Annotated in this window: 22 protein-coding genes; 8 read left to right on the top strand and 14 right to left on the bottom strand. The window is 33.9% G+C overall.

Annotation, left to right across the window (positions count from 1 at the left end; translation table 11 throughout):
• Positions 1–22 precede the first annotated feature (22 nt).
• Positions 23–802, bottom strand: a complete 780-nt coding sequence (locus tag ABEB31_RS16835) for a zinc ribbon domain-containing protein (protein ID WP_347052818.1) — start codon at positions 800–802, stop codon at positions 23–25.
• A gap of 3 nt (positions 803–805) precedes the next feature.
• Positions 806–1,900 carry a Nif3-like dinuclear metal center hexameric protein gene (locus ABEB31_RS16830; RefSeq protein WP_347052817.1) on the bottom strand — a complete coding sequence of 365 codons (1,095 nt, stop codon included), beginning with the start codon at positions 1,898–1,900 and terminating at the stop codon, positions 806–808.
• Between the two features lie 263 nt (positions 1,901–2,163).
• On the opposite strand from ABEB31_RS16830, the gene ABEB31_RS16825 reads away from it, so the two are divergent.
• The gene (locus tag ABEB31_RS16825) at positions 2,164–2,988 is read left to right on the top strand and encodes a KilA-N domain-containing protein (protein WP_347052816.1); all 825 of its coding nucleotides are present in this window, start codon (positions 2,164–2,166) and stop codon (positions 2,986–2,988) included.
• Entirely contained in the window at positions 2,988–4,007 is a 1,020-nt protein-coding gene (gene lpxK / locus ABEB31_RS16820) for a tetraacyldisaccharide 4'-kinase (protein ID WP_347053021.1), read from the top strand. The genes ABEB31_RS16825 and lpxK overlap by 1 nt, the downstream gene beginning before the upstream one ends.
• Before the next feature lie 30 nt (positions 4,008–4,037).
• On the opposite strand, the gene ABEB31_RS16815 is transcribed toward lpxK, so the two are convergent.
• The 3 genes from ABEB31_RS16815 to lipA all read right to left on the bottom strand — a co-directional run bounded on the left by ABEB31_RS16815 (position 4,038) and on the right by lipA (position 8,174).
• A complete protein-coding gene (locus tag ABEB31_RS16815; RefSeq protein WP_347052815.1) occupies positions 4,038–6,209 on the bottom strand; it encodes a tetratricopeptide repeat-containing hybrid sensor histidine kinase/response regulator in 2,172 nt (723 codons plus the stop codon).
• Positions 6,210–6,234: 25 nt separating this feature from the next.
• Complete coding sequence (gene gap, locus ABEB31_RS16810) at positions 6,235–7,233, bottom strand: type I glyceraldehyde-3-phosphate dehydrogenase (protein ID WP_347052814.1); 999 nt, start codon at positions 7,231–7,233, stop codon at positions 6,235–6,237.
• A gap of 74 nt (positions 7,234–7,307) precedes the next feature.
• The gene (gene lipA, locus ABEB31_RS16805) at positions 7,308–8,174 is read right to left on the bottom strand and encodes a lipoyl synthase (RefSeq protein ID WP_347052813.1); all 867 of its coding nucleotides are present in this window, start codon (positions 8,172–8,174) and stop codon (positions 7,308–7,310) included.
• Between the two features lie 330 nt (positions 8,175–8,504).
• Here lipA and ABEB31_RS16800 point away from each other — a divergent pair, with 330 nt between their 5' ends.
• Complete coding sequence (locus ABEB31_RS16800) at positions 8,505–9,365, top strand: M48 family metalloprotease (protein ID WP_347052812.1); 861 nt, start codon at positions 8,505–8,507, stop codon at positions 9,363–9,365.
• Between the two features lie 55 nt (positions 9,366–9,420).
• Here the strand turns inward: ABEB31_RS16800 and ABEB31_RS16795 are convergent, their stop codons facing one another.
• From ABEB31_RS16795 to recF, 9 genes are all read right to left on the bottom strand, one after another.
• Positions 9,421–9,801: a PH domain-containing protein gene (locus ABEB31_RS16795; protein WP_347052811.1), complete on the bottom strand. Its 381-nt coding sequence runs from the start codon at positions 9,799–9,801 to the stop codon at positions 9,421–9,423.
• Between the two features lie 124 nt (positions 9,802–9,925).
• A complete protein-coding gene (locus ABEB31_RS16790; RefSeq protein ID WP_347052810.1) occupies positions 9,926–10,753 on the bottom strand; it encodes an energy transducer TonB in 828 nt (275 codons plus the stop codon).
• A 153-nt stretch (positions 10,754–10,906) separates the two neighbouring features.
• On the bottom strand, positions 10,907–11,458 hold the full coding sequence (locus tag ABEB31_RS16785; RefSeq protein WP_347052809.1) for an RNA polymerase sigma factor: 552 nt from the start codon (positions 11,456–11,458) through the stop codon (positions 10,907–10,909).
• The gene (locus ABEB31_RS16780) at positions 11,449–12,555 is read right to left on the bottom strand and encodes a glycosyltransferase (protein ID WP_347052807.1); all 1,107 of its coding nucleotides are present in this window, start codon (positions 12,553–12,555) and stop codon (positions 11,449–11,451) included. The genes ABEB31_RS16785 and ABEB31_RS16780 overlap by 10 nt, the downstream gene beginning before the upstream one ends.
• An 84-nt stretch (positions 12,556–12,639) precedes the next feature.
• Entirely contained in the window at positions 12,640–13,254 is a 615-nt protein-coding gene (locus ABEB31_RS16775; protein WP_347052806.1) for an FMN-binding negative transcriptional regulator, read from the bottom strand.
• Positions 13,255–13,320: 66 nt separating this feature from the next.
• Entirely contained in the window at positions 13,321–14,334 is a 1,014-nt protein-coding gene (gene murB / locus ABEB31_RS16770) for a UDP-N-acetylmuramate dehydrogenase (RefSeq protein ID WP_347052805.1), read from the bottom strand.
• A gap of 205 nt (positions 14,335–14,539) precedes the next feature.
• On the bottom strand, positions 14,540–15,586 hold the full coding sequence (locus ABEB31_RS16765; protein WP_347052804.1) for a glycosyltransferase: 1,047 nt from the start codon (positions 15,584–15,586) through the stop codon (positions 14,540–14,542).
• 78 nt (positions 15,587–15,664) lie between these two features.
• Positions 15,665–16,336: a DUF2461 domain-containing protein gene (locus ABEB31_RS16760; RefSeq protein ID WP_347052803.1), complete on the bottom strand. Its 672-nt coding sequence runs from the start codon at positions 16,334–16,336 to the stop codon at positions 15,665–15,667.
• A gap of 381 nt (positions 16,337–16,717) precedes the next feature.
• Positions 16,718–17,797, bottom strand: coding sequence for a DNA replication/repair protein RecF (gene recF / locus ABEB31_RS16755; protein ID WP_347052802.1), 1,080 nt, complete (start codon positions 17,795–17,797; stop codon positions 16,718–16,720).
• Between the two features lie 241 nt (positions 17,798–18,038).
• On the opposite strand from recF, the gene ABEB31_RS16750 reads away from it, so the two are divergent.
• From ABEB31_RS16750 to ABEB31_RS16730, 5 genes are all read left to right on the top strand, one after another.
• Positions 18,039–18,818, top strand: coding sequence for a tetratricopeptide repeat protein (locus ABEB31_RS16750; RefSeq protein ID WP_347052801.1), 780 nt, complete (start codon positions 18,039–18,041; stop codon positions 18,816–18,818).
• A gap of 86 nt (positions 18,819–18,904) precedes the next feature.
• Positions 18,905–19,477: a 6,7-dimethyl-8-ribityllumazine synthase gene (gene ribH, locus ABEB31_RS16745; RefSeq protein ID WP_347052800.1), complete on the top strand. Its 573-nt coding sequence runs from the start codon at positions 18,905–18,907 to the stop codon at positions 19,475–19,477.
• Positions 19,478–19,640: 163 nt separating this feature from the next.
• Positions 19,641–21,560, top strand: a complete 1,920-nt coding sequence (gene mutL, locus ABEB31_RS16740) for a DNA mismatch repair endonuclease MutL (RefSeq protein WP_347052799.1) — start codon at positions 19,641–19,643, stop codon at positions 21,558–21,560.
• Positions 21,557–22,369 carry a rhomboid family intramembrane serine protease gene (locus ABEB31_RS16735; protein WP_347052798.1) on the top strand — a complete coding sequence of 271 codons (813 nt, stop codon included), beginning with the start codon at positions 21,557–21,559 and terminating at the stop codon, positions 22,367–22,369. The genes mutL and ABEB31_RS16735 overlap by 4 nt, the downstream gene beginning before the upstream one ends.
• Positions 22,370–22,413: 44 nt before the next feature.
• Positions 22,414–23,274: a rhomboid family intramembrane serine protease gene (locus tag ABEB31_RS16730; protein WP_347052797.1), complete on the top strand. Its 861-nt coding sequence runs from the start codon at positions 22,414–22,416 to the stop codon at positions 23,272–23,274.
• Positions 23,275–23,283 lie beyond the last annotated feature (9 nt).

Here is a 23,283-nt window from a genome sequence, read left to right as displayed (position 1 = left end):
CGATTAAATCGGGACTTGATATTTAGAATTTTGTGAACAATTGTTCCATTTTTTCTTTTTCTTCTTCTGCTAAAGCACTGTCAACTAAAATTCTTCCTGAATGCTCATCAGTGATGATTTTTTTTCTTGAAGCAATTTCAACCTGTGTTTGTGGTGGAATCGTGAAGAAAGATCCTGCAGAAGCTCCTCTTTCGATAGAAACCACAGCCAATCCGTTACGAACACTAGTTCTGATTCTTGTATAAGCAGCTAATAATCTGTCTTCGATTTGTGCAGAGAACTCAGCAGATTTCTCAGTAAGGAATAATTCTTCCTTTTGAGTTTCAGCCATAATTGCATCCAATTCAGATTTTTTATGTTTTAAATGAGAGCTTTTTCCATCAAGTTTTTCTTTTAGATTAGAAATAACTTCTTTTTTGTGCTCGATAGAAGCTTTCATTTCTTTGATTTGCTTTTCAGCCAATTGAATTTCTAATTCCTGAAATTCAACCTCTTTTGTCAAAGAATTAAATTCTCTGTTATTACGAACAGATTCTTGTTGTTTAGTGTATTTTTTGATCACCTCTTTATGCTCGTCAATAGCATTTTTCTTTGCTTTGATTTGCTCCTCAATTACTTCAAGTTCACTTTTCAGTTTCTCTGAACGTGTGCTTAAGCCCGCAACTTCATCTTCCAAATCTTCAACCTCTAAAGGAAGTTCTCCTCTAACGTTTCTGATTTCGTCAATTCTAGAGTCAATAAGCTGTAAATCGTATATTGCTCTTAACTTGTCCTCAACACTTAATTCTTTCGTATTCGTCATATTCTATAAGTACTTAACTGGATTTGTATTTTCTTCCGATAAAATGATTGCAAAATTAAGAATTTTTTTTCGAAGATAATCAACAATATAATTTTTTGTATAGCGTTCGCTCTCAAAATGACCAATATCGGCCAAAAGCAACTTGTTTTCAGCCTCATAAAACTGGTGATACTTCAAATCTGCAGTCAAAAAAGCATCGGCTCCGGCCATAATTGCATTTTTTATAGCAAAACTTCCTGAGCCTCCCAAAACAGCAACTTTCTTTATTTTTTTGTTTAAAAATTCAGAATGACGAATTCCTTCTGCCAGCATTTTATCTTTTACAAAGTGAAGAAAGTCTTTTTCATCCATTTCGTTTTCCAGTTCCCCAACCATTCCCAAACCAATATTCTGATGTGAATTTTCAAGACTATAAATTTCATACGCCACTTCTTCGTAAACATGATTTGCAAAAAGCGCTTTCAAGATTTTGGACTGTAAATGTTTTTCAAACGTAACTTCTATTCTTATTTCATTGGTTTCACTAAGTTCGTGACGTTTTCCTATTACAGGATCACTGTTCTCATTTCCTTTATAAGTTCCGATTCCGCTGGAATTAAAACTGCATTCGTCATAATTTCCTATTGTTCCTGCACCAGCATCAAATAACGCCTGACGCACTTTTAGGGCATTTTCTGGCACAGTATAAGTGACTAATTTTTGAATAAAGTTTTGTTTCGGAATCAAAACTTTGGTATTTTTTAATCCTAATGCATCACAAAAAATTTTATTTACTCCCCGCGAATGATTGTCAAGTGCGGTATGGACGGCATAAATAGCGATATCATTTTTTATTGCTTTTAAAATAGCACGCTCTACATAATTTTTTCCCGTTATTTTTTTGATTCCAGAAAATAAAATAGGGTGAAAGCAAACTATCAAATTGCAATTTTTAGAAATGGCTTCCTCAATTACATTCTCCAAAGCATCGTGACAAACTAAAACACCTGTACTTTTGGTTTCAGAATCCCCGACTAAAAGTCCGACATTGTCAAAATCTTCGGCGTAAGCCAAAGGAGCCATTTCTTCGAGAACTGAGATTATATTTTTTATTTTCATTTTATTTTTTTGTTTGAAGTTTCAGGTTTTAGGCTTTCGCAATTTTGCAAAACTTGAAACTTGAAACAAATTTTTGAGAGCAGATTAACAAAACAAATTAACGAAAAATATTATACTTTCGTGAGATGAAAATAGATCTTATATATTTCTCCTATGTATTATTGCTTAGAAATATTTAGATAATTCATTTGTTTTTCAAAAAAAAACTAAATAAAAATAAACTAATTTCAGTATTCAATGGAATTAGTTTTTAAAAATAAGGAATGACTAAGAATAAAAAAATAAATGTTCAGGGAATTGATGTAGTGGTGTATGAGGACAATAAAGAAGATTTTATGTCATTAACTGATATTGCCCGACATCGGGATAGCGAACGCAGTGATTATGTATTGCAAAACTGGATGAGAAATCGCAGTACGATTGAATTTATTGGATTATGGGAAAAATTTAATAATCCTGATTTTAATTCCATCGAATTCGATGGAATTAAAAATTTAGCAGGTTCTAATAGTTTTTCTCTAACGCCAAAACGATGGATTGAAAGTACAAATGCTATTGGAATTATTTCGAAAACAGGAAGATACGGAGGAACATTTGCTCATAAAGATATTGCTTTTGAATTTGCCACATGGTTAAGTGCTGAATTTAAATTTTATCTTATAAAAGAATTTCAGCGGTTAAAGGAAGATGAAGGCAATTCTAAAAAAATAGAATGGAATGTACAAAGAACTATTTCTAAAATTAATTACTCCATACATACAGATGCGATCAAAGAAAATTTAATTCCACTGCTAATAGCTCATAGTGAAAAGAGTTTTGTATATGCTGATGAAGCTGATTTGTTGAATGTTGCATTATTTGGTAAAACTGCGAGACAATGGCGTGAAGAGAATCCGGATGAAAGAGGAAATATTAGAGATTCAGCTTCCATAGAACAATTGGTGGTTTTGTCAAATCTTGAAAGTATTAATGCTATGTTGATAAAACAGGGAATTTTACAAGATGAAAGATTATTAAAAATGAATGAAATTGCAATCTATCAGATGAAATCGCTAATTAAGTCTAATATTTCGAATAAATTAAAATGATGAAATTACTCCGCTACATCCTTTTCCCATTCGCCATTGTATATGGTTTCATTACTTCAATAAGAAATTTTCTTTTTGATAAAGAAATTCTAAAATCAACTTCATTTGATATTCCCGTTATTGCTGTCGGAAATCTAAGTGTTGGAGGAACAGGAAAAACGCCGCAAATAGAATATTTAATTCGATTATTATCGAATACATATAAAATCGCCACTTTAAGCCGCGGCTATAAAAGAAAGTCGGAAGGTTTTGTTTTGGCTGATAAAAATTCGAATGCCGAAATTCTCGGCGATGAACCTTTTCAATTCTATCAAAAATTTCCAAATGTTATGGCTGCCGTTGATGCCAATCGTACAAACGGAATTCAGCAGTTACTTTCGCAAAGCAAAAAACCAGAAATTATTCTGCTCGACGATGCTTATCAGCACAGAAAAGTAAAAGCGGGTTTTTATATTTTACTGACTTCTTACGGCGATTTATTTGCAGACGATTTTATGCTTCCTACGGGAAATCTTCGCGAAAGCAGGAGTGGAGCCGATCGCGCGAATATTGTGATTGTAACCAAATGTCCAAAAGATTTAACGAAAGAACAGCAAATTAAAATCAATCAAAAATTAAAATTAAAACCTTCACAGGAATTGTATTTTACTTTTATCGATTATGATGATTTTGTCTTTAATGAAAAAGAAAAAATAGCAGTTTCAGAAATCAAAAAAAAATCAAAACTACTTTTGGCAGGAATTGCAAAACCACAGCCGTTTTTTAATTATTTAAAAAACGAATCTGATGAAAGTTTGACTTTTCCGGATCATCATCATTTCTCAGAAAATGATTTAAAAGAGATTCAGAATAAAGCGCAAAATAGAAAAATAATCACAACAGAAAAAGACTTTGTTCGTCTTAAAGATTCAGGTCTTTCTAACTTATTTTATCTGCCAATAAAAAGTACCTTCATTAATAAAGGAAATAATTTTGATGCCATAATAATTGAGTATGCTAAAAAAAACTTAGAATCTTAGCAACTCAGGACCTTAGAACCTCAAAAAAATCTAATCAAAAAACTTAGCTATTGTGCTGTAAAATTCATCCGGAACAAAAGGTTTGGTGATCACATCATTCATCCCAAAAGAAAGCAGCATGTCGCGGTTTTCGTCAAGCGAAATAGCTGTCAGGGCAATAACAGGAGTAGATTTGTCAAATTCCCTAATTAGTTTGGTAGCAGTTGTTCCGTTGATTCCGGGAAGGTGAACATCCATTAAAATCATATCAAAACGTTTAATTTTTAGAAGCTCGACAGCGTCTTCACCATTGTCAACAATCTCGCACGTAATACTTTTGTTTTCCAGCATTTTGCGGGTTATCATTTGATTGATTTTGTTGTCCTCAATCAATAAAATCGATTTGTTTTTCAATTGTTTGTCATTATATGGTTTTACTTCCTCAATTACTTCAAGTGGTTCATTATTAATTTTAAAATTCAACCTGAAAGTAAAAGTAGAACCTTTACCGACTTCACTTTTTAATTTTATTTCGCCACCTAAAAGCTCGATTAGTTTTTTTACAATAGTGAGTCCCAGACCGGTTCCGCCATATTTTCTGTTTACCTCGATTGATCCCTGCGAGAAGCTTTCAAAAACGCTTTGAAGTTTGTCTTCGGGAATCCCGATGCCGGTATCTACAATCTCAAAATAAACCGTTGCGTTTTCGCCTTCCTGAGAATATAATTTTGCAATAACATTTACGTTTCCGTTTTGAGTAAATTTTAATGCATTGTTAATCAAATTCAGAATGATTTGCGATAATTTGGTAGGATCGCCCATTAAGTTATCCGGAATCGATTTGTCAATTTCCAGATTGAAATAATTTTTATTGGCTGTCGCTAATTCTTTTAATGAACTTTGAATATTAAAAAGAAGTTCCTTCAGATTAAAGCTGATATTTTCTATTTCAACTTTCGTAGAATCGATTTTATTGACTTCTAAAATTTCATTGATAAAAGTCGTGAGATAATTTCCTGAAAACTTTAGGGATTCTAAATATTTTAACTGCCTTTTCTTCGGATTATCTTCCAGTAAAATATGTGTAATTCCGTTAATGGCATTTAGAGGCGTCCGCAGCTCGTGACTTACCGTCGATAGAAACTCAGATCTTGCCTTTGAAGCTTTTTCTGCTTTATTTTTGGCGAGAATTAATTCTTTGTTCTTTTCGCGAAGTAATAAATTATTCTGATTTCTAATGATGTTGTTTTTGTACAATGCCAAACTTAAAAGCGATAAAATCGAAATCAGCGCAATTGCCAAAATACTGACCAGTTTGGAATAGCGATAAGTTTTTAGTTGGAATTTCTCTTCGCTTTCTTTTTTAATTGAATTATTTAGAGATTGATTTTTCTTGAACTTTGCAAATTCATTTAAATCAACTTTTGCATTTTTTAATTTTAAAATATAATTTTCAAGCTGATAATGTTCATCTAAATAAGAATAGGCTAAGTCGTAGTTTTTATTTTTTTTATAATACTGACTAATAGCCAGGACAATTTTTGATTTTTTTGCAAAATCATTGTTTTTAGCATTGTATTCCAATGCTTTGTCAAAATAAATTATAGCAGAATCATTTCTTTTAAGCTGCATCTCAATTAAGCCCAGTTGATAATAAGAATCAACTTTAGTATTTATAATAGATGAATTGTCGGGTTTAAGAGTTATTTTTCTGAAAGTGTTCGCGGCTTCGACAAAATCTTTGTTTGTTTTTAATGCGAAGGCTTTTTGATAATCTAAAAGATCAGCATGATCATTGATTTTTAGATTTTGTAATAAATCTTCGGCTTTTGAGTAATAAATATTAGCCGTTTGATAATCTCCTTTAGCTGTATTGCACAGTCCAATATAATGAAGTGCTAAAACTTTGGTACAGCTGGGTTTGAGGGTGTCAAATAAAGAAACGGTTTTGTGGAATTTTTTTAAAGCCTCTTCAAATTTCTGCTGGTTATAATAAATTCTGCCCAGTTTAAAACACTGGATAGCAAGGTTTGCTTTCTTGCCGTTGACCTCGCAATAATGAATAGATTTTTGAGTGACCGGCGCAGCGTGATCGTATTTTTTTTTACTAGTATTAGTACTTGCCAGTTTATTGTAATAGGTAACGCTATCTGTATTCTTTTTAGCCTGAGAATACAAAAACGAGTTAAAAAGACAAACAACAATAAAAAGGTAATACTTCATGTATGGCAATGCTTTACAATGAACCTTATTTTTTTCTTATTAGTAAAATTAAATCGATCAGTCTTGATGAGTAACCAATCTCGTTATCGTACCAGCCTACAACTTTTACCATTTTATCGATAACAGATGTTAGCTGAGCATCAAATAAACAAGAATGTGTATTGCCAATTACATCAACTGAGACAATCGGATCTTCTGTGTAATCTAATATTCCTTTTAAATTTGTTTTTGAGGCTTGTTGGAATGCGTTATTAATTTCTTCGATGCTAACGGCACGTTTTACATTGAAGGTAATGTCGGTTAATGAACCATCGGGAACCGGAACCCGAATACCACAACCGCCAATTTTATTGTGCAATTTAGGAAAAATTTTTGTTAATGCCTTAGCTGCACCTGTAGTTGTTGGAACAATTGACTGACTGGCGCCTCTCGCGCGGCGCAAATCCTTATGTGGCTGGTCATGAAGACTTTGATCGGTGGTAAAAGAATGTATTGTTGTGATGTAAGCCTGCTCAATTCCACACAATTCTTCAATGATTTTAATCATCGGAGCAGCGTTATTTGTTGTACAGCTTGCATTAGAAACTATATTTTCGTCTCCATTTAAAATAGTATCATTAACACCCAAGACAACAGTTTTAATCGTATCAACTTCAGAAGGTGCCGAAAGAATTACCTTTTTGGCCCCCGCGTCCAAATGAGCATGTAGTTCTTCGTGTGTTTTATATTTTCCTGTCGACTCGATCACAATGTCAATCGAATGCGATTTCCAGTCTAAGTTTTTAATGTTTTTTTCATGAAAAAAGAAAAAATGCCTTCCGTCAACAATGATGCTGTTTTCGTCATGACGTACTTCAAAAGGCAAAACACCGTGAATACTGTCATATTTTGTTAAATGCGACATGGTTTTGTTGTCTGCAATATCATTTATGGCAACGACTTCTATTTCCGGGTGATTTAAAAGTAAACGGAACAAATTTCTTCCAATTCTTCCAAATCCATTAATGGCAATTCTTGTTTTCAATGTTTTGTTTATTCGTGTAACTGTTTAATCGTTTAATCGGTTTTGCAATTAGACGATTAAACGATTAAACTTTTTTATAAAATATGTTTTTGTGCTTTATAAGAAGAACGAACAAGCGGTCCGCTTTCGACATGTCTGAACCCTAATTCAAGACCAAATTTCTCGTATCTTGCAAATTGTTCAGGCGTAATAAATTCCTTTACAGGAAGATGCTTTTTACTTGGCTGCAGGTATTGTCCAATTGTGACAACGTCTACGTTTGCATTTCGCAGATCGGTCATAGTCTGAAAAACTTCTTCTTCAGTTTCTCCCAAACCCAGCATAATTCCGGATTTAGTTCTGTTAATTCCTTTTTCTTTTAAGTAACGAAGTACTTCCAGACTTCTGTCATATTTTGCCTGAATGCGAACTTCACGGGTCAGACGTCTTACAGTTTCCATATTATGAGAAACCACTTCGGGATTGGCTTCAATAATACGGTCTAAGTTTCTTTCCATTCCCTGAAAATCCGGAATTAAAGTTTCAAGAGTGGTCTGCGGATTCATTCTGCGAATAGCTCTAACTGTTTCCATCCAGATAATTGAACCTCCGTCTTTTAAATCATCTCTGTCCACACTTGTAACTACCGCATGTTTGATGTTCATGATTTTAATAGAGCGGGCTACTTTTTCAGGTTCATCCCAGTCTACTGTTTCCGGTCTTCCGGTTTTTACGCCGCAAAATCCGCAGGAGCGGGTGCAGACATTTCCAAGAATCATAAAAGTTGCAGTTCCTTCGCCCCAGCATTCGCCCATATTAGGACAGCTGCCCGAAGTACAAATAGTATTTAAACTGTATTTATCAACCAAACCTCTCAGTTCAGTATATTTTTGTCCAATTGGAAGTTTAACCTTTAACCATTTAGGTTTTCCAGGCTGTACATTTTCAACGGCTGTTTCCATATATCAAAATTCAAAGTACAAAGATACGGAATGTTGTTTATTTGAAGACGTTAATTTAAGATTCGTTTATTTTTCCTTTAAAACGAATAATAAAGCATGTCTTAGTAAATAATGCCGCAAATAAAACAGGAGAAAAAGAAATAATGAATTAAAATCTTAACCGGAAAATGATCTAATTTGGCATGATTTTTATATATAATATTGAGGTTTAATTTCATATGTGATGATTTAATTTTTTTTATATTTAATAGTTCAAAAACAGAAGTTGATTTGAGAAAAATAGCATTTAGATATAGTACATTTGTTGTTAAATTGTAATTGTAAAAAAACATGAAAAAGAAATTTATAATAGCAGGACTTTTATTTGCAGCATTTGGTTTAACCAAAGTGACTGCACAGATTAATTTTGGAGATAAGGCAATTGGCGCAGTTCAGAAAGGAGTAACAGGTTTTACTTTTAGTAATGCCGATGCAGCAAAATTATCAAAAGAAGCTGTAGTTAAATTAGATGCAGAACATGAAATTGCTCCGGCAACTGATGGTTATGCTGTGAGATTAAATCGCGTATTTGGAAAACATGCCACAACAGACGGATATACTTTAAATTATAAAGTATATAAAATTAAAGAAGTAAATGCTTTTGCAACAGCAGACGGAAGTGTTCGTGTCTATTCAGGTTTGATGGATATTATGGATGACAATGAATTAGTTGCTGTTATCGGGCATGAAATTGGACATGTTGTAAACAACGATTCAAGAGATGCAATACGCGCTGCTTACCAAAAAGAAGCCTTAATGGATGGAGCATCTTCACAATCTGCCACTTTAGCGAGCGTAACCGATAGTCAGCTGGGTAAAATAGGAAGTGCAATTATTGACAGTAAATACAGTCGTAAACAAGAATCTGAAGCTGATTTATTTGCGTACAATTTCATGAAAAAGAATGGCTATAATGTTAACGCAGAAGAGTCTGCATTTAAAATTTTAGCTAAAATGAGTGAGGGTTCTCAGGCGTCATTTATTGATCAGATGATGAGTTCACATCCTGATTCTCAAAAGAGAGCAGACGACGCAAGGAAAAGGGCAGAAAAAGATGGTTTGTATAAACCTTATGTACAACAAAAGATTGCTAATACAGTTCCGGCTAAAAAAGCCACAACAAAGAAAACGACTGCAACAAAAAAGAAATAATTTTTTTTTAATTGTATAAGAAACCCGGCAGATTTAAATTTGCCGGGTTTTCTTTTTATCCTAATACATGAAATGCAAGAACTTTTTGCACATCATAAACGTTGACAGATTTATTGAATTGTTTTACAATACTTGGATAAAGTTCACTTGAAACCCAGATTTTTAATTCGGCATCAAGATCAAAAGTTCCCGCTGTTTCGATACTAAATCGTGTTATACTTTTATAAGCGATAGATTTATATTCGGTTTTGCTTCCGGTGATCCCTTGTACATCAACTAAGATTAATCTCTTGTTTGTAAAAATGAAAGTGTCGCGAATGAGTTTAAAACCCATTTCGATTTCTTCGTTATCAGTAAGAAGCTGTCCGTATTTTTTAATTAGATCTTCCTGGCTTACAGTACCTGCATTGCCCAGAATAGCAGAAAATATTCCCATTATTTTTTGTTTAAAATTAGTAAAAATTGATATTTGAAGTAGTAAAAGTAATAGATTTTAAAGTGATAATAAATAAAAAAAAGCAGAACCTAAGTTCTGCTTTTCTATGCTAAATAAAAATATATTATTCTACTTCCGTTTTTATTGTAATTGGAAGATTATATGCTGTTCTCACAGGTTTTCCGTCCAGAATTCCCGGATTCCATTTTGTTTTTAATGATTTTAGCACTCTGACTGCTTCTTTACCCATTCCGTATCCGGGATCGTTTTTAACGATAATGTCTGTAAGTGAGCCGTCTTTTTCAACAACAAAAGAAATGTATACTTTCAATGTTTTTTCAACATCCAGTTCCGGTCTGCGGAAGTTGTTTCCCACATATTTATAGAACTGACTAATTCCGCCCGGAAATTCCGGTTGTTTGTCCAGAATAGCTGAATTCACGGGATCGTTTGTTGGAGGTGCAACTGAAGCAACAACTCCATTTCCTCCTCCGTCTGTTGTTGGTAATACATTTGTAGAAGTTCCATTTCCGCTAGCATTCTCTACAACAGCTACATTTTGTTTGTTTGGAGCAATTTCATCGACTGCATTTTGAGTTGTTGCAACCACAGGATTGGTTAACTGAACTGCATCTGTTTTACTCGCCGCAGTTTGCTCAACTACAGGTGCAGGCGGAGCTGGCGGCGGTGGCACAACCGTAGGATCAATGTTTACCGGAGTAATCGGATCGTAAGGTATAGGTTCAGGCGTGGTTTCAACTGGTGTAGTTGTAAATTTGCTAATAACTGCAGACGCACTTCCTATAGCCGTTAATAACAGTAAACCCATAAACAGAGCGGTGACAGAATTTTTAGAATTCTCATGGCGTAATTGATATGCGCCGTACTCTTTGTTTTTGTTTTCGAAAACAAGATCAGTCCACTTGTTTTCATAAATACTTAATTTAGACATAATTTTTGGGTTTTAAGGTTAAGTAACTTTAAATCATACGCAAAAAAGTTTTAGGGTTGTGCTGACAACATGAAGTTGTAGTTTTAATGTTGTATAAATATATTTTTAAGAAATAAAATACGAATAGTTTATTCTTTGTTTAAAGATAGAAAATTATCTATTACGTTCGATGATTTCTGCTAATAATTTTTTAGCACGTAATAGTTTTACTTTTACACTGCTTAAAGGTTCATTAATCTTAATGGCAATTTCCTGATAAGACATTTCCTGAAAATAACGCAGCTGAATAACTTCCTGATAGTGGGGTTTAAGTTCTTTAATGCATAGAAGCAGGCGGGAAAGATTCTGTTCTTTAATTAGAGCATCTTCGGCAGATGGAGTAGGGTCGGCAATATTGTATGCCTGTTGGTCTTCGTTGTCTGTGATTTCGATAAAAAGATTGGTTCTCTTTTTTCGTAATAAATCAATATAAACATTTTTTGCGATCGCAATTAGCCAGGTATTAAACTGAAATTCCGGATTGTACGATGCAATTTTGTCAAAAGCTTTGGAGAAAGTTTCTATCGTAATATCTTCTGCAATAGTTTCATTTTCTGTGCGTTTAAGCATAAAAGCATAAACCTCATTCCAGTAGTGATCTAATAAAAAAGTAAAGGCGATCTGATCGCCTTTTTTTGCTTTTTCTATTTTAGAATTTATTTCCAATATACCGGTTTTGAAAAGATATTAGTTATAAAGATATTAATTTGCGTTAATATTAGCACTATCTCAACAACCGGAAACCAAATTTTAATGTCATTTTCTTTAAGTTTTCCTGCCGAGCATCCCACAACTGTCCAGACAACGGTATAGCGTGTTGCTAAAATGGCCAATACTGCAATCCACTGGAATTGAAAAGCCAACAGAATAATAACTAATAAAAAGAAGAATAATTGTGAGCAGTAGAATAGTCCCAACTGCATTCTGTCAAAAAATTTATAATGTTCTGCAGTAGAAACATGTCTTCTTTTTTGGGTAAACCATTCTTTATACGTTTTCTTTGGTTCTGAATAAGTAAAGCTTTCAGGAGTATAAGAAATAGTGGTATTCACTTTGTTAGAAGCCTGGTTTATAAACAAATCATCATCGCCGGAGCGAATTTGAATATGGTCTATAAAACCGTTTACGTTAAAAAACTCTTCCTTTTTATAAGCCAGGTTTCGACCAACTCCCATGTACGGAAAGCCAATTTTTGCCCATGAAAAATACTGAATAGCCGTTAAGATGGTTTCAAAACGAATGATTTTGTTTAAAAACGAACGTTCTATTTTCTCGTAGCCCCCATAACCCAGAACAATGGTTTTGTTCATCGTAAATTGGGAAGTCATAGAAGTGATCCAGTCTTTCGAATTTGGATAACAATCGGCATCTGTAAACAATAGATAATCCTTTTTTGCAGCCTTTATTCCAAGTGTCAAAGCGTACTTTTTGTTTCCCCAAAAAGCTTCATTGTTTTCCACTTTTACTAAACGTATGTTCGAAAACTCTTTTTCGAATTCTTCAAACACTTCCAGCGTTTCATCACTCGAAGCATCATCAATTAAAACGATTTCAAAATCCGGATAATCCTGCTGTGCCAGAAGCGGAATGTATTTTTTTACATTTTCTTCTTCGTTTTTAGCACAAACAACTACAGATACGGGAAGATTTTTTGAAGTAAAATGCTGCGGTTTGCTAAAAGCAAATTTTCCAAAAACGCCGAGATAATAAAATAGTTGAACAACAACAATAGCAATAAAAAAGTAAAATATGTATATAAGCATCTGATTTATTAAGTTCTATTAATTTCAAGTTCTGCGAGTACAAATGTACTTATGAATTGGCTAAATTCAATAGCTTAAGCCGATTTACTTTCGGCATTTTGACATTTCTTCTGCAATTGCAATAGACTGAGCGTTTTCAGTTTTCTTCAATTCAGAAATTATATTTTTATAATTGTGATCATCACGGTTTTGCGATAGTTTTTTGGTTGCCTGAATTTCGTCGATTTCGATTTCAAATCCAAATATTCCTCTCGCTTCCCGCATTGTTTTTTCTGATAATTCTTCAACTCTTACCGGATTCTCAGAGTGTTCTTCGTATTTATCAACCAGCTTTTTTAATTGCTCAACAGATTTTTCATACGCTACAATTTTAATTCTCCCGTAAACATGTACGGCTATATAATTCCATGTTGGAACATTTTCATGATCGTACCACGAAGAAGAAATATAACTGTGCGGACCTGTAAAAACCGCCAAAACCTGATCGTTTTCTTTAAAACCTTCCGCCTGCGGATTTAATTTTGAAATATGTCCCTGCAGAATTTCTTTTCCTTCAGCATTTATTTCAATTTCTATCGGAATATGGGTTGCGGTCAATTTCCCGTTCGTGTGATTAATCAGGATTCCGAAACTGTTATCTTTTAGAAAATTTCTGATTTCTTCCGGATTTTCGTTTTTGTATAAATCAGGTGTGTACATTTTTTTTCTTTTATAGGTTCAAAGGTTCAAAGAAGCAAAGCTTCAAAGGTTTGAAAACGTTGAGTTCTAAATTACATTCACTTCTGCTTCAATCTGAATTCCGAATTTTTCAAATACTGTTTTTTGAACTTCTTTTGAAACGGCTAAAATTTCCTGTCCCGTTGCATTTCCGTAATTTACTAAAACCAAAGCCTGATTTTTATGAACTCCCGCATCACCAAAACGTTTTCCTTTGAAACCTGCCTGCTCAATAAGCCAGCCAGCGGGAACTTTTACTTCAGTTTCTGAAACTTCGTAATATTTCATTTCCGGAAACTTTTGATGGATTTTTTCGAATTCAGATTTTGCTACAATCGGATTTTTAAAAAAGCTACCACTGTTTCCAAGCTCTTTCGGATCCGGAAGTTTACTTTGTCTAATTGCAATTACAGCATTACTAACATCTTTTAAAGTTGGTTCAGAAATGTTGTTGTTAGCTAATTCTGCTAAAATATCCCCGTAAGAAGTATTAATCTTATGATTGCGTTTTGTCAGTCTAAAAACCACAGAGGTAATGATATACTGGTCTTTTACTGCATGTTTGAAAATGCTTTCGCGATAGCCAAAATTACATTCAGCATTCGTAAAAGTTCTTATTTCCTGAGTCTCAATATTCATCGCTTCGCAGGAAACAAAAGTGTCTTTAATCTCAGTTCCGTAAGCACCGATATTTTGAACCGGAGTCGTACCTACATTTCCGGGAATAAGTGACATGTTTTCTAATCCTCCAAAATTATTATCAATTGTATACAAAACGAAATCGTGCCAGGTTTCGCCGGCCTGACTTTCAACCCATACAAAATCGTAATCTTCTTTAATGATTTTTTTGCCCTTTAAATCAATGTGAATCACCAGAGCATCAATGTCTTTTGTTAAAAGCATATTGCTTCCGCCTCCCAAAATAAATTTTTTCTCGGTTTTGTTTTCTTGTAGAATTGTTTTCAATTCTGCTGTAGAATGAACGGCAACAAATTGTTTTGCTTTGGCTTCAATACCAAAAGTGTTGTATTTTTTTAAAGAAAAATTAGATTGGATTTCCATAAATGAAAGGCTTTTTAATATGTCTTCAAAAGTATGAATTATAATTTTTGGTTTAACCTGAAAATGTAAAGTTTGTTGTCGAATTTTAACGCAAATATGCAAAGGTTTTATCTTAGTTTGGGCCTCAGAAAATCAAAAGTTCTCAAAGCTTTATGAGTAATAGCTTTGCGAACTTTGTGTAAACTTCGTGCACTTTGCGGTTAAATCATTTTTGAGAATCCAACAACTCATGATACTTATCCGCAATAACCTTCATGTTAATATCATAATTAGCATTTTCTTCAACAAATTTTCTATTCTCAATAATCGCCAGATTGCGAGATTCAACATTTTCAAAAGACCAAATTAATTCTTCGGCTAACATTTCAACATTATCAATTTCAATTAATTGTCCGTTTTCACGATGCGTGATCCAGCTTTGATTTCCCGGAATATCAGAAACAATTGGATAACAATTGCAAGCCATCGCTTCAAACAAAGAAGCAGAAACGCCTTCGGTAATTGGCATGCTGATGTATATGTTAGATTGCTGTAAAAGTTTTGGAAGTTGAGTATTCGGAATTCTTCCGGTAAAAATCACTTTATTTTCGATTTGTAATTCTTTTGCCAAATCTTTTAAAAATTGCAATCTCGTTCCGTCACCGACAATAGTCAATGAAAAATCAATTCCTTTTTGATTTAAAATTCCGAAAGCTTTTAGGATAGAATCATGTCTATATTCTGGCTGAAGCGAACGTGTTACAATGGCGCTAATTTTGTTTGAAGTATTTGTTAAAGGTGTAAAAAACGTTAAATCTATTCCTTTTGGGAGAACCAGAACTTTGCTCATGTCAACGCCATTTTCTCTCATATGAATTGTCATTACAGGACCCCACGCGTGAATCAAATGCGTTTTTTTGAAAGCATATTTCTGAATGATCTTTTTAAACGGATATAAGACAGAACCTTCAGGCCATAAATCGGTTCTTCCTTGCTGTGCAATCGCAATTCTTTTTGAGCCTGATAATGCAGCGAGAAAACCGTAACTTGTTGTTCTTTCAGCAATAACCATATCTGGTTTTTCCTGTCGAATAATTTTTCTAATCGAGATCGGAGAAAAGAGATATTCTGCAATACGTTTAAAACGGCTGGTGTTTGGTGTTTGAAGTTCCCAAGTAATGATTTCAAAATCGCCAAATTCTTTCAGACCTTTCATCCAGGTTATAGCGTCGGCGCGATAAGATTCTCCAAGAAAAAGTATTTTTCTTTTCATTATAAAAGTTTTTCGTTGCGAATTCACGAATTAATTTTGATAATTCGTGAATTCGTGGCGATTTTTTTATCTCTACAATTATTCAGTCTCTAAAGCACGATTGATAAATTCGTTCAAAGGCTTTAGAGCGATTAATTTCTGAGTCATTTTTTTTGCGAAGTCTTTTTTGGTAACTTCAGAAATGTCAAATTCCTGCGTTGCAGTATAACATTTCAATTTTAAAAATTCAATTGCCGGATGATCCTTTTCATAACCTCGCGGCATACTTTTAAGTGAGTTGTTTTCATTTATATCCAGACTTCCAAATTCCTTTTTAAAATTTTTGTCTGCTAAAATTGCTTCCAGATCTTCATGAAAAAAGGCAATCTCTTTTCGGACTTTTTTCAACTCACCTGCGTCCGGCGAATAAAAACCGCCGGCAATAAAACTGCCGCCTTTTTCGATATGGACATAATAACCCGAGCGGTTTGCGCCTTTTGCACCTGCAGAAAACCAAAGTCCCAAATGTGATTTGTAAGGTGATTTATCTTTAGAAAAACGAATGTCACGATTAATTCTAAAAGTACAATCTTTAATTTCTAATAATTCTAATGAAGGATCAAGAGGCTTCATTAAATCCAGAAATTCGGTTACCAGCTGATGATAATCTTTTTTAAAAACTTCATATCGTTTTTTGTTTTCCTGAAACCAGTCTCTGTTGTTGTTCTTTTTTAAATCGTCTAAAAATTGCAATGATTCTTTCGTTAGCATATACCTTTATATATTATTTATTGCAGTTAATGTTTTTGCTAATTTACTGATTTCTTAAAAGAAAGTTTGCCAACGAATTGTTTTTTGCCACGAATTTCACAAATTAACACAAATTTTATCCCTTTAATCTGAGGCGAAAATGTTGCCGCAAAGATTTCAACCACAAATTACACAAATTTTCGCAAATTAATTTCTAACCAGTGTATCTACAGATTTCATAGATGCGCACAGATTTTTAATCATACAATCCTCTATTCTGAGCCAAAAAATAATTTGTGAAAATTTGTGTAATTTGTGGTAAAACCTCTCAATCTATGGCTAAAATAATATGAGTAAAGTTAATTAGGGGAAATTTGTAGAATTCGTGGTAAACAAAAAACTTTATAGATTAAATATCTTATAACTCTGGTGCGTCGATTTTACAATTGCCTCCGTTCTTTCGGGATGGGTATCCGAAATAAATAGCTGTCCAAAAGTTTCGCTGTTAACCATTTCTACTATTTTCGCAACCCGGGTTTCGTCCAGTTTATCAAAAATATCATCAAAAAGCAAAATAGGTTTTACGCCGCTTTGTTTTTTCAGAAATTCAAATTGCGCCAGTTTCAGCGCGATCAGAAAAGATTTCTGTTGTCCCTGAGATCCGAATTTTTTTATCGGATGCGAATCAATTTCAAAAGATAAATCGTCTTTATGAATTCCGACAGTTGTATAATGAAGAACACGATCCTTATTGATACTTTCCTGTAAAAGTGTTAAAAGGTCTTTTTCAAACAAATGACTTTCATAAACCAGCTGCACATTTTCCTCAGAACCGGTTATGTCGTGATGGTGTTTATTAAATATAGGTATAAACTGCTGCAGGAACTCTTTTCGTTTTTCAAAAATCGATTTCCCATATTGATTCAGTTGCTCATTATATATAGATAAGGTGTCATTGTCGAAAACATGATTTAAAGCAAAATATTTTAAAAGTGCGTTTCGCTGTGTAATTACCTTTTGATAATTGATTAATTCATGCAGATAAGCCGAATCGAGCTGCGAAATCACGCTGTCCATGAATTTACGACGAGTTTCGCTTCCTTCAACAATCAAATCCCGGTCGGCGGGTGAAATAATTACAAGAGGAACAAATCCGATATGATCAGAAAATTTATCATACGCCTTACCGTTTCGTTTCAAAACCTTTTTCTGGCCTTTCTTTAAACTGCAGACAATCTGTTCGGTTCTTTCATTCTTTTCCAGTTCGGCATCGATCACAAAAAACTCCTCGCCATGCTTAATATTTTGCACGGCAAGCGGATTAAAATAGCTTTTTCCGTAAGCCAAATGGTAAATAGCGTCAAGCACATTGGTTTTTCCAATGCCATTTTTCCCTACAAAACAGTTGATCTTTGTGTCGAAATCAAAACTTGCTTCAGAAAAGTTTTTATAATTGAATAATGAGATTTTGTTTAAATGCATTTTTAAAGGAAAATCAAAGATAAATTACCGCTTTAAGACAGTAAAAATTTGAGGGTGCAAATTACCGAAAATTATCGATATAACAGAGTTAACGCAATTCGCAAACAAATTTATTTTGGCACTTCCGTGAAAGTAAAATTGAATAATAAATTTATTTGTTTTAAAATAGTGATAAAATTGAATTTTTTTACGTCAATTTCAATAAAAATTTTATTTTTGCCGTTCACTAAATAAATTTTAAATGGCAACTTACAATAAAAGAGGATATAAGACACCAAAAGAAAAGGAAATTACAGAGGTTACTGAAGAACAACAAGTAGTTATTGACGAAAAAGACAGTACTACAGCTGGTGTTTTCTCAAAATTAGATGAGACAGCTTCAAAAACTGAGGATTGGGTGGCTAAAAATCAAAAAATTATTATTGGTTTAGTTGCTGGTATTGCAGTTGCGACAATCGGATACCTTGCTTACCAAAAATTTATTGCAACTCCTAAACAAGAAGAAGCTGCAAGTGAAATGTTTGTTGCTCAGCAAAACTTCGAAAAAGCAGTAAACGGTGTTTCAAGTGATTCATTATACAAATTATCATTGAACGGTTCAGAAGGTAAATTTGGATTTATTAAAATCGCTGACGAATATTCAGGAACAGATGCAGGAAATTTAGCTAATTACTATGCAGGTATCGCTTATTTAAATACTGGTAAATACGATGAAGCGATTAAATATTTAGGTGATTTTAAATCTGAAGATGTAATCTTAAGCGCTTTGGCTAAAGGTGCAACCGGAGATGCTTATTCTCAAAAAAATCAACAAAAAGAAGCACTTGACTTTTACGTAAAAGCTGCCGAATCTAACAAGAATGATTTTACAACGCCTCGTTTCTTATTAAAAGCGGCTAAAACTGCTTTGGCTTTAGGGCAAAAAGAAGATGCTTTAAAATATTTAAACGACATTAAAGATAATTACGACAGTACTCCGGAAGCTGCATCTGTTGATGCTTTGATCGGATTAGCACAATAAAAATTTTAGTTCCGATGCTTCGGAATAGATTTTAGATTCGTAAATTAGCAATCTTAAATTTAATATCTAAAATATAAAATATAGAGATGGCTACTGAAAATAAAAATTTATCAGAATACGATAAAAACACAATCCCAAATGCGAAAGACTTTCGATTTGGGATTGTTGTTTCTGAGTGGAATGATACCATAACAGAAGGACTTTATAATGGCGCTTTTGACGCTCTGACAGATTGTAATGTACCGGCTCAGCAAATTATCCGTTGGAATGTTCCGGGAAGTTTTGAGCTGATTTATGGAGCAAAAAAAATGCTTCAGACACAAAACGTCGATGCAGTTATTGTAATTGGCTGCGTGATTCAGGGACAAACCAAACATTTTGATTTTGTTTGTGAAGGTGTTACACAAGGAATTAAAGACCTGAATGTGCAAACCGATATTCCTGTTATTTTCTGTGTTTTGACAGACAATAATATGCAGCAATCCATTGACAGAAGCGGAGGTATTCATGGAAATAAAGGAACCGAGGCGGCAATCGCGGCTATTAAAATGGCTTACATCCGTCAACAGGCTTCTATTGCTCATGCTTACAATCAGCCATTATTAGCTTCAGGGGCAATTCAGATTGAAGACACTCCAAGAAAAATAGAAAACGAATAAAACACAATTGTTTTAAAATAATTAAACCTGTACTGTGTAATGACGGTATAGGTTTTTTTGTTTTTTTTATGACAGCCGTTATTCTAAAACCAAACCAAAATTCACTAAATTTGTACCTCTTGGTTTATAAAACCTACCTAAACTTTAAAACTATTTTTGCTTAATGTCGAGTATTATTCAATTGCTTCCTGATCACGTTGCTAACCAGATTGCTGCTGGAGAAGTGGTTCAAAGACCCGCTTCAGTCGTAAAAGAATTATTGGAAAATGCCGTCGATGCCAAAGCAACTGATATAAAATTGATTATCAAAGATGCGGGAAAATCTCTAGTTCAGGTTATCGATAACGGTGTCGGAATGACGGTTACAGATGCCCGTTTGTGTTTTGCCCGACATGCTACTTCAAAAATCCGTCATGCCGAAGATTTGTTTTCACTTGGAACAAAAGGTTTTCGCGGAGAAGCGCTGGCTTCTATAGCTGCGATTGCGCATATGGAAATGAAAACGAAGCAGGATCAGGACGAACTTGGAACGCACATCGTCATTGAGGGCAGTAAATTTGTCTCGCAGGAAGTGGCGGTTTTGCCCAAAGGAACTTCTTTCTCTGTTAAAAACCTGTTTTTTAATATTCCGGCACGTCGTAATTTCTTAAAGTCAGACACAGTTGAGTTTCGTCATGTTATGGATGAGTTTCAGCGTGTAGCACTGGCACATCCCAATATTCATTTTAGTTTTTATCATAACGGAAGTGAATTGTACAATCTTCCGGCTTCTGGTTACAGGCAAAGAATTGTGGGAATCATGTCAGGAAAAACCAATGAAAAATTAGTTCCTGTAAATGAAGAAACTGAAATCATTAATATTCAGGGGTTTGTTTGTAAACCTGAATTTGCCAAGAAAAACAGAGGGGAACAATTCTTTTTTGTAAACGATCGTTTTATAAAAAGTGGTTATTTGCATCACGCGGTAATGTCTGCTTACGACGGATTACTTAAAGACGGCTGTCAGCCAAGTTATTTCCTTTATTTGCAGGTTCCTCCAAATACCATTGATATCAACATACATCCTACGAAAACCGAAATTAAGTTTGATGATGAGCAAGCGTTATACGCGATATTGCGGGCGTCAATTAAACATAGTTTAGGGCAATTTAACGTGGCACCGGTTTTAGATTTTGAGCGTGATTCTAATTTAGATACACCTTATCATTATAAAGATGTAGAGGCGGAAGTTCCTACAATTCAGGTAGATGGAACATTTAATCCGTTTACAGATGACAAAACCAATCAGCATTACAGTAAAGCGGGTTCAGCATCCTCCGGTTATAGTTCAGGTTCTTTATCTGCTGGAGGATCTTCCTATTCGGGATATTCTAAACGTGTAGAACCAACAGCAAGCTGGGAAAGTTTGTATGTGGGTCTGGACATCGAAAATCCCGAAACGATAGAAAGTTCACCTTTTACATTCGAAAATGAAGAAGTTACTTCTTCTTTGTTTAATGATGATGAAGTAGAACAGGCACCTCAGAGAACGTATCAGATCCATAAAAAATATATTGTTTCGCCAATAAAATCAGGAATGATCATTATCGATCAGCAACGAGCACATCAACGTATTTTGTACGAGCAGTTCCTGCTGAATATGACAGTCAACCAGGCTTCCAGTCAGCAATTATTATTTCCTTTAGATTTGTTTTATTCGTCAGGCGAAATGAAACTAATTGAGGAATTAAAACCTTCTCTGGAGACAACAGGATTTGTTTTTGACGAAAGTAAATCAGATCATATTATAATTTCGGGAATTCCTGTAAATATTACCGAAAGTGAAGTTTCTATGGTAATTGAGCAATTATTAAGTGATTTGCAGGACGGAATTCCGGCAAGCAGTTACAGTCAGAATGATACCATTGCCAAATCGATGGCTAAAAGTTTAGCGGTTAAAACGGGATCTTATTTAACCGAAAAAGAACAGGATAATCTGGTAAACGGACTATTTGCCTGTAAAGATCCCAATATTTCACCTTTTCAAAAACCAACTTTCATTACCATGCGTGTGGAAGATATAGATAAAAAGTTTGCCTTATGATGAATATGACACCAGTAGTTAAACAACTGCTTATAATTAATATAATATTTTTTATCGGATCTTGGTTAGTACCGGCATCTGAACAATATTTTGCTCTTTTTTTTCCTAGAAGTGATTTTTTTCAGTATTGGCAACCTTTTACGCATATGTTTATGCACGGTAATATTTTGCATATAGCATTTAATATGTTTGCAATGGTATCATTTGGTTCTGCTTTAGAGCATTTTTGGGGAGGAAAAAAATTTATTTTTTTCTATATTTCTTGCGGACTTGGGGCAGCATTGCTGCAAATAACTGTGAATTATTTTCAAATGCAATCTGCTTTAGAACCTGTCAGTAATTTAGCTTTTTCGGATAATACATTACATCAATTATTAAATGTGAATTTTTCTGATGGAATTAGTTATCGTGGAGATTTGTTCTTAGAGGGAATTAAACCAATTTTAGAGAACTCAGGTAAAACAAATTTGACTCAAGAAGGTTTTAAAGGTTTGTTTGATGCAGCGATTATTAATCAAACCCCTATGGTAGGTGCTTCAGGTGCTATTTACGGATTGTTAGTTGCTTTTGCTTTTATGTTTCCTAATGCAGAATTAGCTTTAATGTTTATACCGATTCCAATAAAAGCTAAATATTTTGTTCCTGGAATTTTGGCTTTGGATTTGTTTCTGGGTTTTAAAGGGGACTCTTTATTTGGAAGTGGAGGAACTGGCGTTGCTCATTTTGCTCACGTTGGAGGGGCAATTATTGGATATATAATGATGTTATACTGGAAAAAAAATCAGTTTAATAACAATCGTTGGAATTAATTTTTAACTTTAAAGTGCAAATTAAAAAAAGTAAATAAGTCTCTATGAATATTCTTGACGATTTAAAATTACAATATAAATTAGGCGGTATTGCAATGCGCGTTATTTATTGGAATATCGGGTGTTTTTTGATTTCCCTAATTTTCTATAATTTTTCAATTGGTGAGTTTTATATTCCAAACTGGCTGGCATTATCTTCTGATCCTCAGGTTTTTTTATACAAACCCTGGACCTTTTTAACCTATGCTTTTTTCCATTTTGGTTTTTGGCATTTGCTTTTTAATATGCTGGTTTTAAATTTTGCCAGTAATTTGTTCCTGACCTTTTTTACCCAAAAGCAATATTTAGGACTATACATTTTAAGCGCTATATTCTCTGGAGTCGTTTTTGCATTAAGCTTCTACTTTTTAGGAAACGCAGCTACTATAGTTGGCGCTTCGGCGGCAATTATGGCAATATTAGTTGCCGCAACCACTTATCAGCCTTTAATGGGCGTTCGCCTGTTTCTTTTCGGAAATGTTAAGCTTTGGCATGTTACCGCTGTAATTCTGCTTTTAGATTTGCTGCAGTTCCGCCTGGGCAATATGGGAGGCCACATTTCGCATTTAGCGGGAGCTTTATTCGGATTTGCTTATATTAAATTGCTGCAAAATGGCACTGATTTAAGTATCATAGTTTCTAAAATATTAGATTTTTTCACGAATTTATTTAAAAAATCTCCTTCGACCCCATTTACAAAAGTTCATAAAAATTACAAGAAACCTACCGAAAAACCTTCATCAAGAATTGTTACGAAAGACAAAACGCAACAACAGATCGATGAGATTTTAGACAAAATCAGTCAGTCCGGATACGATTGTCTGACAAAAGAAGAAAAAGAGTTTTTATTTAAAGCCGGAAAATAACTTGTAAGA

Origin of the sequence: Flavobacterium olei (assembly GCF_039749035.1) — a bacterium.
Classification (GTDB): Bacteria; Bacteroidota; Bacteroidia; order Flavobacteriales; family Flavobacteriaceae; genus Flavobacterium; species Flavobacterium olei.
The sequence above is the reverse complement of the archived record's forward strand: the minus strand, read 5'-3'. Positions and strand labels throughout refer to the sequence as shown.

Coding starts and splice junctions, on each gene's coding strand:
- ABEB31_RS16795 (WP_347052811.1), bottom strand. CDS start 9,801: ATGGGAATATTTTCTGCTATTCTGGGCAATGCAGGTACTGTAAGCCAG.
- ABEB31_RS16825 (WP_347052816.1), top strand. CDS start 2,164: ATGACTAAGAATAAAAAAATAAATGTTCAGGGAATTGATGTAGTGGTG.
- ABEB31_RS16750 (WP_347052801.1), top strand. CDS start 18,039: ATGGCAACTTACAATAAAAGAGGATATAAGACACCAAAAGAAAAGGAA.
- ABEB31_RS16760 (WP_347052803.1), bottom strand. CDS start 16,336: ATGCTAACGAAAGAATCATTGCAATTTTTAGACGATTTAAAAAAGAAC.
- ABEB31_RS16780 (WP_347052807.1), bottom strand. CDS start 12,555: ATGCTTATATACATATTTTACTTTTTTATTGCTATTGTTGTTGTTCAA.
- ABEB31_RS16765 (WP_347052804.1), bottom strand. CDS start 15,586: ATGAAAAGAAAAATACTTTTTCTTGGAGAATCTTATCGCGCCGACGCT.
- ABEB31_RS16735 (WP_347052798.1), top strand. CDS start 21,557: ATGATGAATATGACACCAGTAGTTAAACAACTGCTTATAATTAATATA.
- ABEB31_RS16830 (WP_347052817.1), bottom strand. CDS start 1,900: ATGAAAATAAAAAATATAATCTCAGTTCTCGAAGAAATGGCTCCTTTG.
- lpxK (WP_347053021.1), top strand. CDS start 2,988: ATGAAATTACTCCGCTACATCCTTTTCCCATTCGCCATTGTATATGGT.
- ribH (WP_347052800.1), top strand. CDS start 18,905: ATGGCTACTGAAAATAAAAATTTATCAGAATACGATAAAAACACAATC.
- ABEB31_RS16835 (WP_347052818.1), bottom strand. CDS start 802: ATGACGAATACGAAAGAATTAAGTGTTGAGGACAAGTTAAGAGCAATA.
- lipA (WP_347052813.1), bottom strand. CDS start 8,174: ATGGAAACAGCCGTTGAAAATGTACAGCCTGGAAAACCTAAATGGTTA.
- ABEB31_RS16775 (WP_347052806.1), bottom strand. CDS start 13,254: ATGTACACACCTGATTTATACAAAAACGAAAATCCGGAAGAAATCAGA.
- mutL (WP_347052799.1), top strand. CDS start 19,641: ATGTCGAGTATTATTCAATTGCTTCCTGATCACGTTGCTAACCAGATT.
- ABEB31_RS16730 (WP_347052797.1), top strand. CDS start 22,414: ATGAATATTCTTGACGATTTAAAATTACAATATAAATTAGGCGGTATT.
- ABEB31_RS16815 (WP_347052815.1), bottom strand. CDS start 6,209: ATGAAGTATTACCTTTTTATTGTTGTTTGTCTTTTTAACTCGTTTTTG.
- recF (WP_347052802.1), bottom strand. CDS start 17,797: ATGCATTTAAACAAAATCTCATTATTCAATTATAAAAACTTTTCTGAA.
- ABEB31_RS16800 (WP_347052812.1), top strand. CDS start 8,505: ATGAAAAAGAAATTTATAATAGCAGGACTTTTATTTGCAGCATTTGGT.
- murB (WP_347052805.1), bottom strand. CDS start 14,334: ATGGAAATCCAATCTAATTTTTCTTTAAAAAAATACAACACTTTTGGT.
- ABEB31_RS16790 (WP_347052810.1), bottom strand. CDS start 10,753: ATGTCTAAATTAAGTATTTATGAAAACAAGTGGACTGATCTTGTTTTC.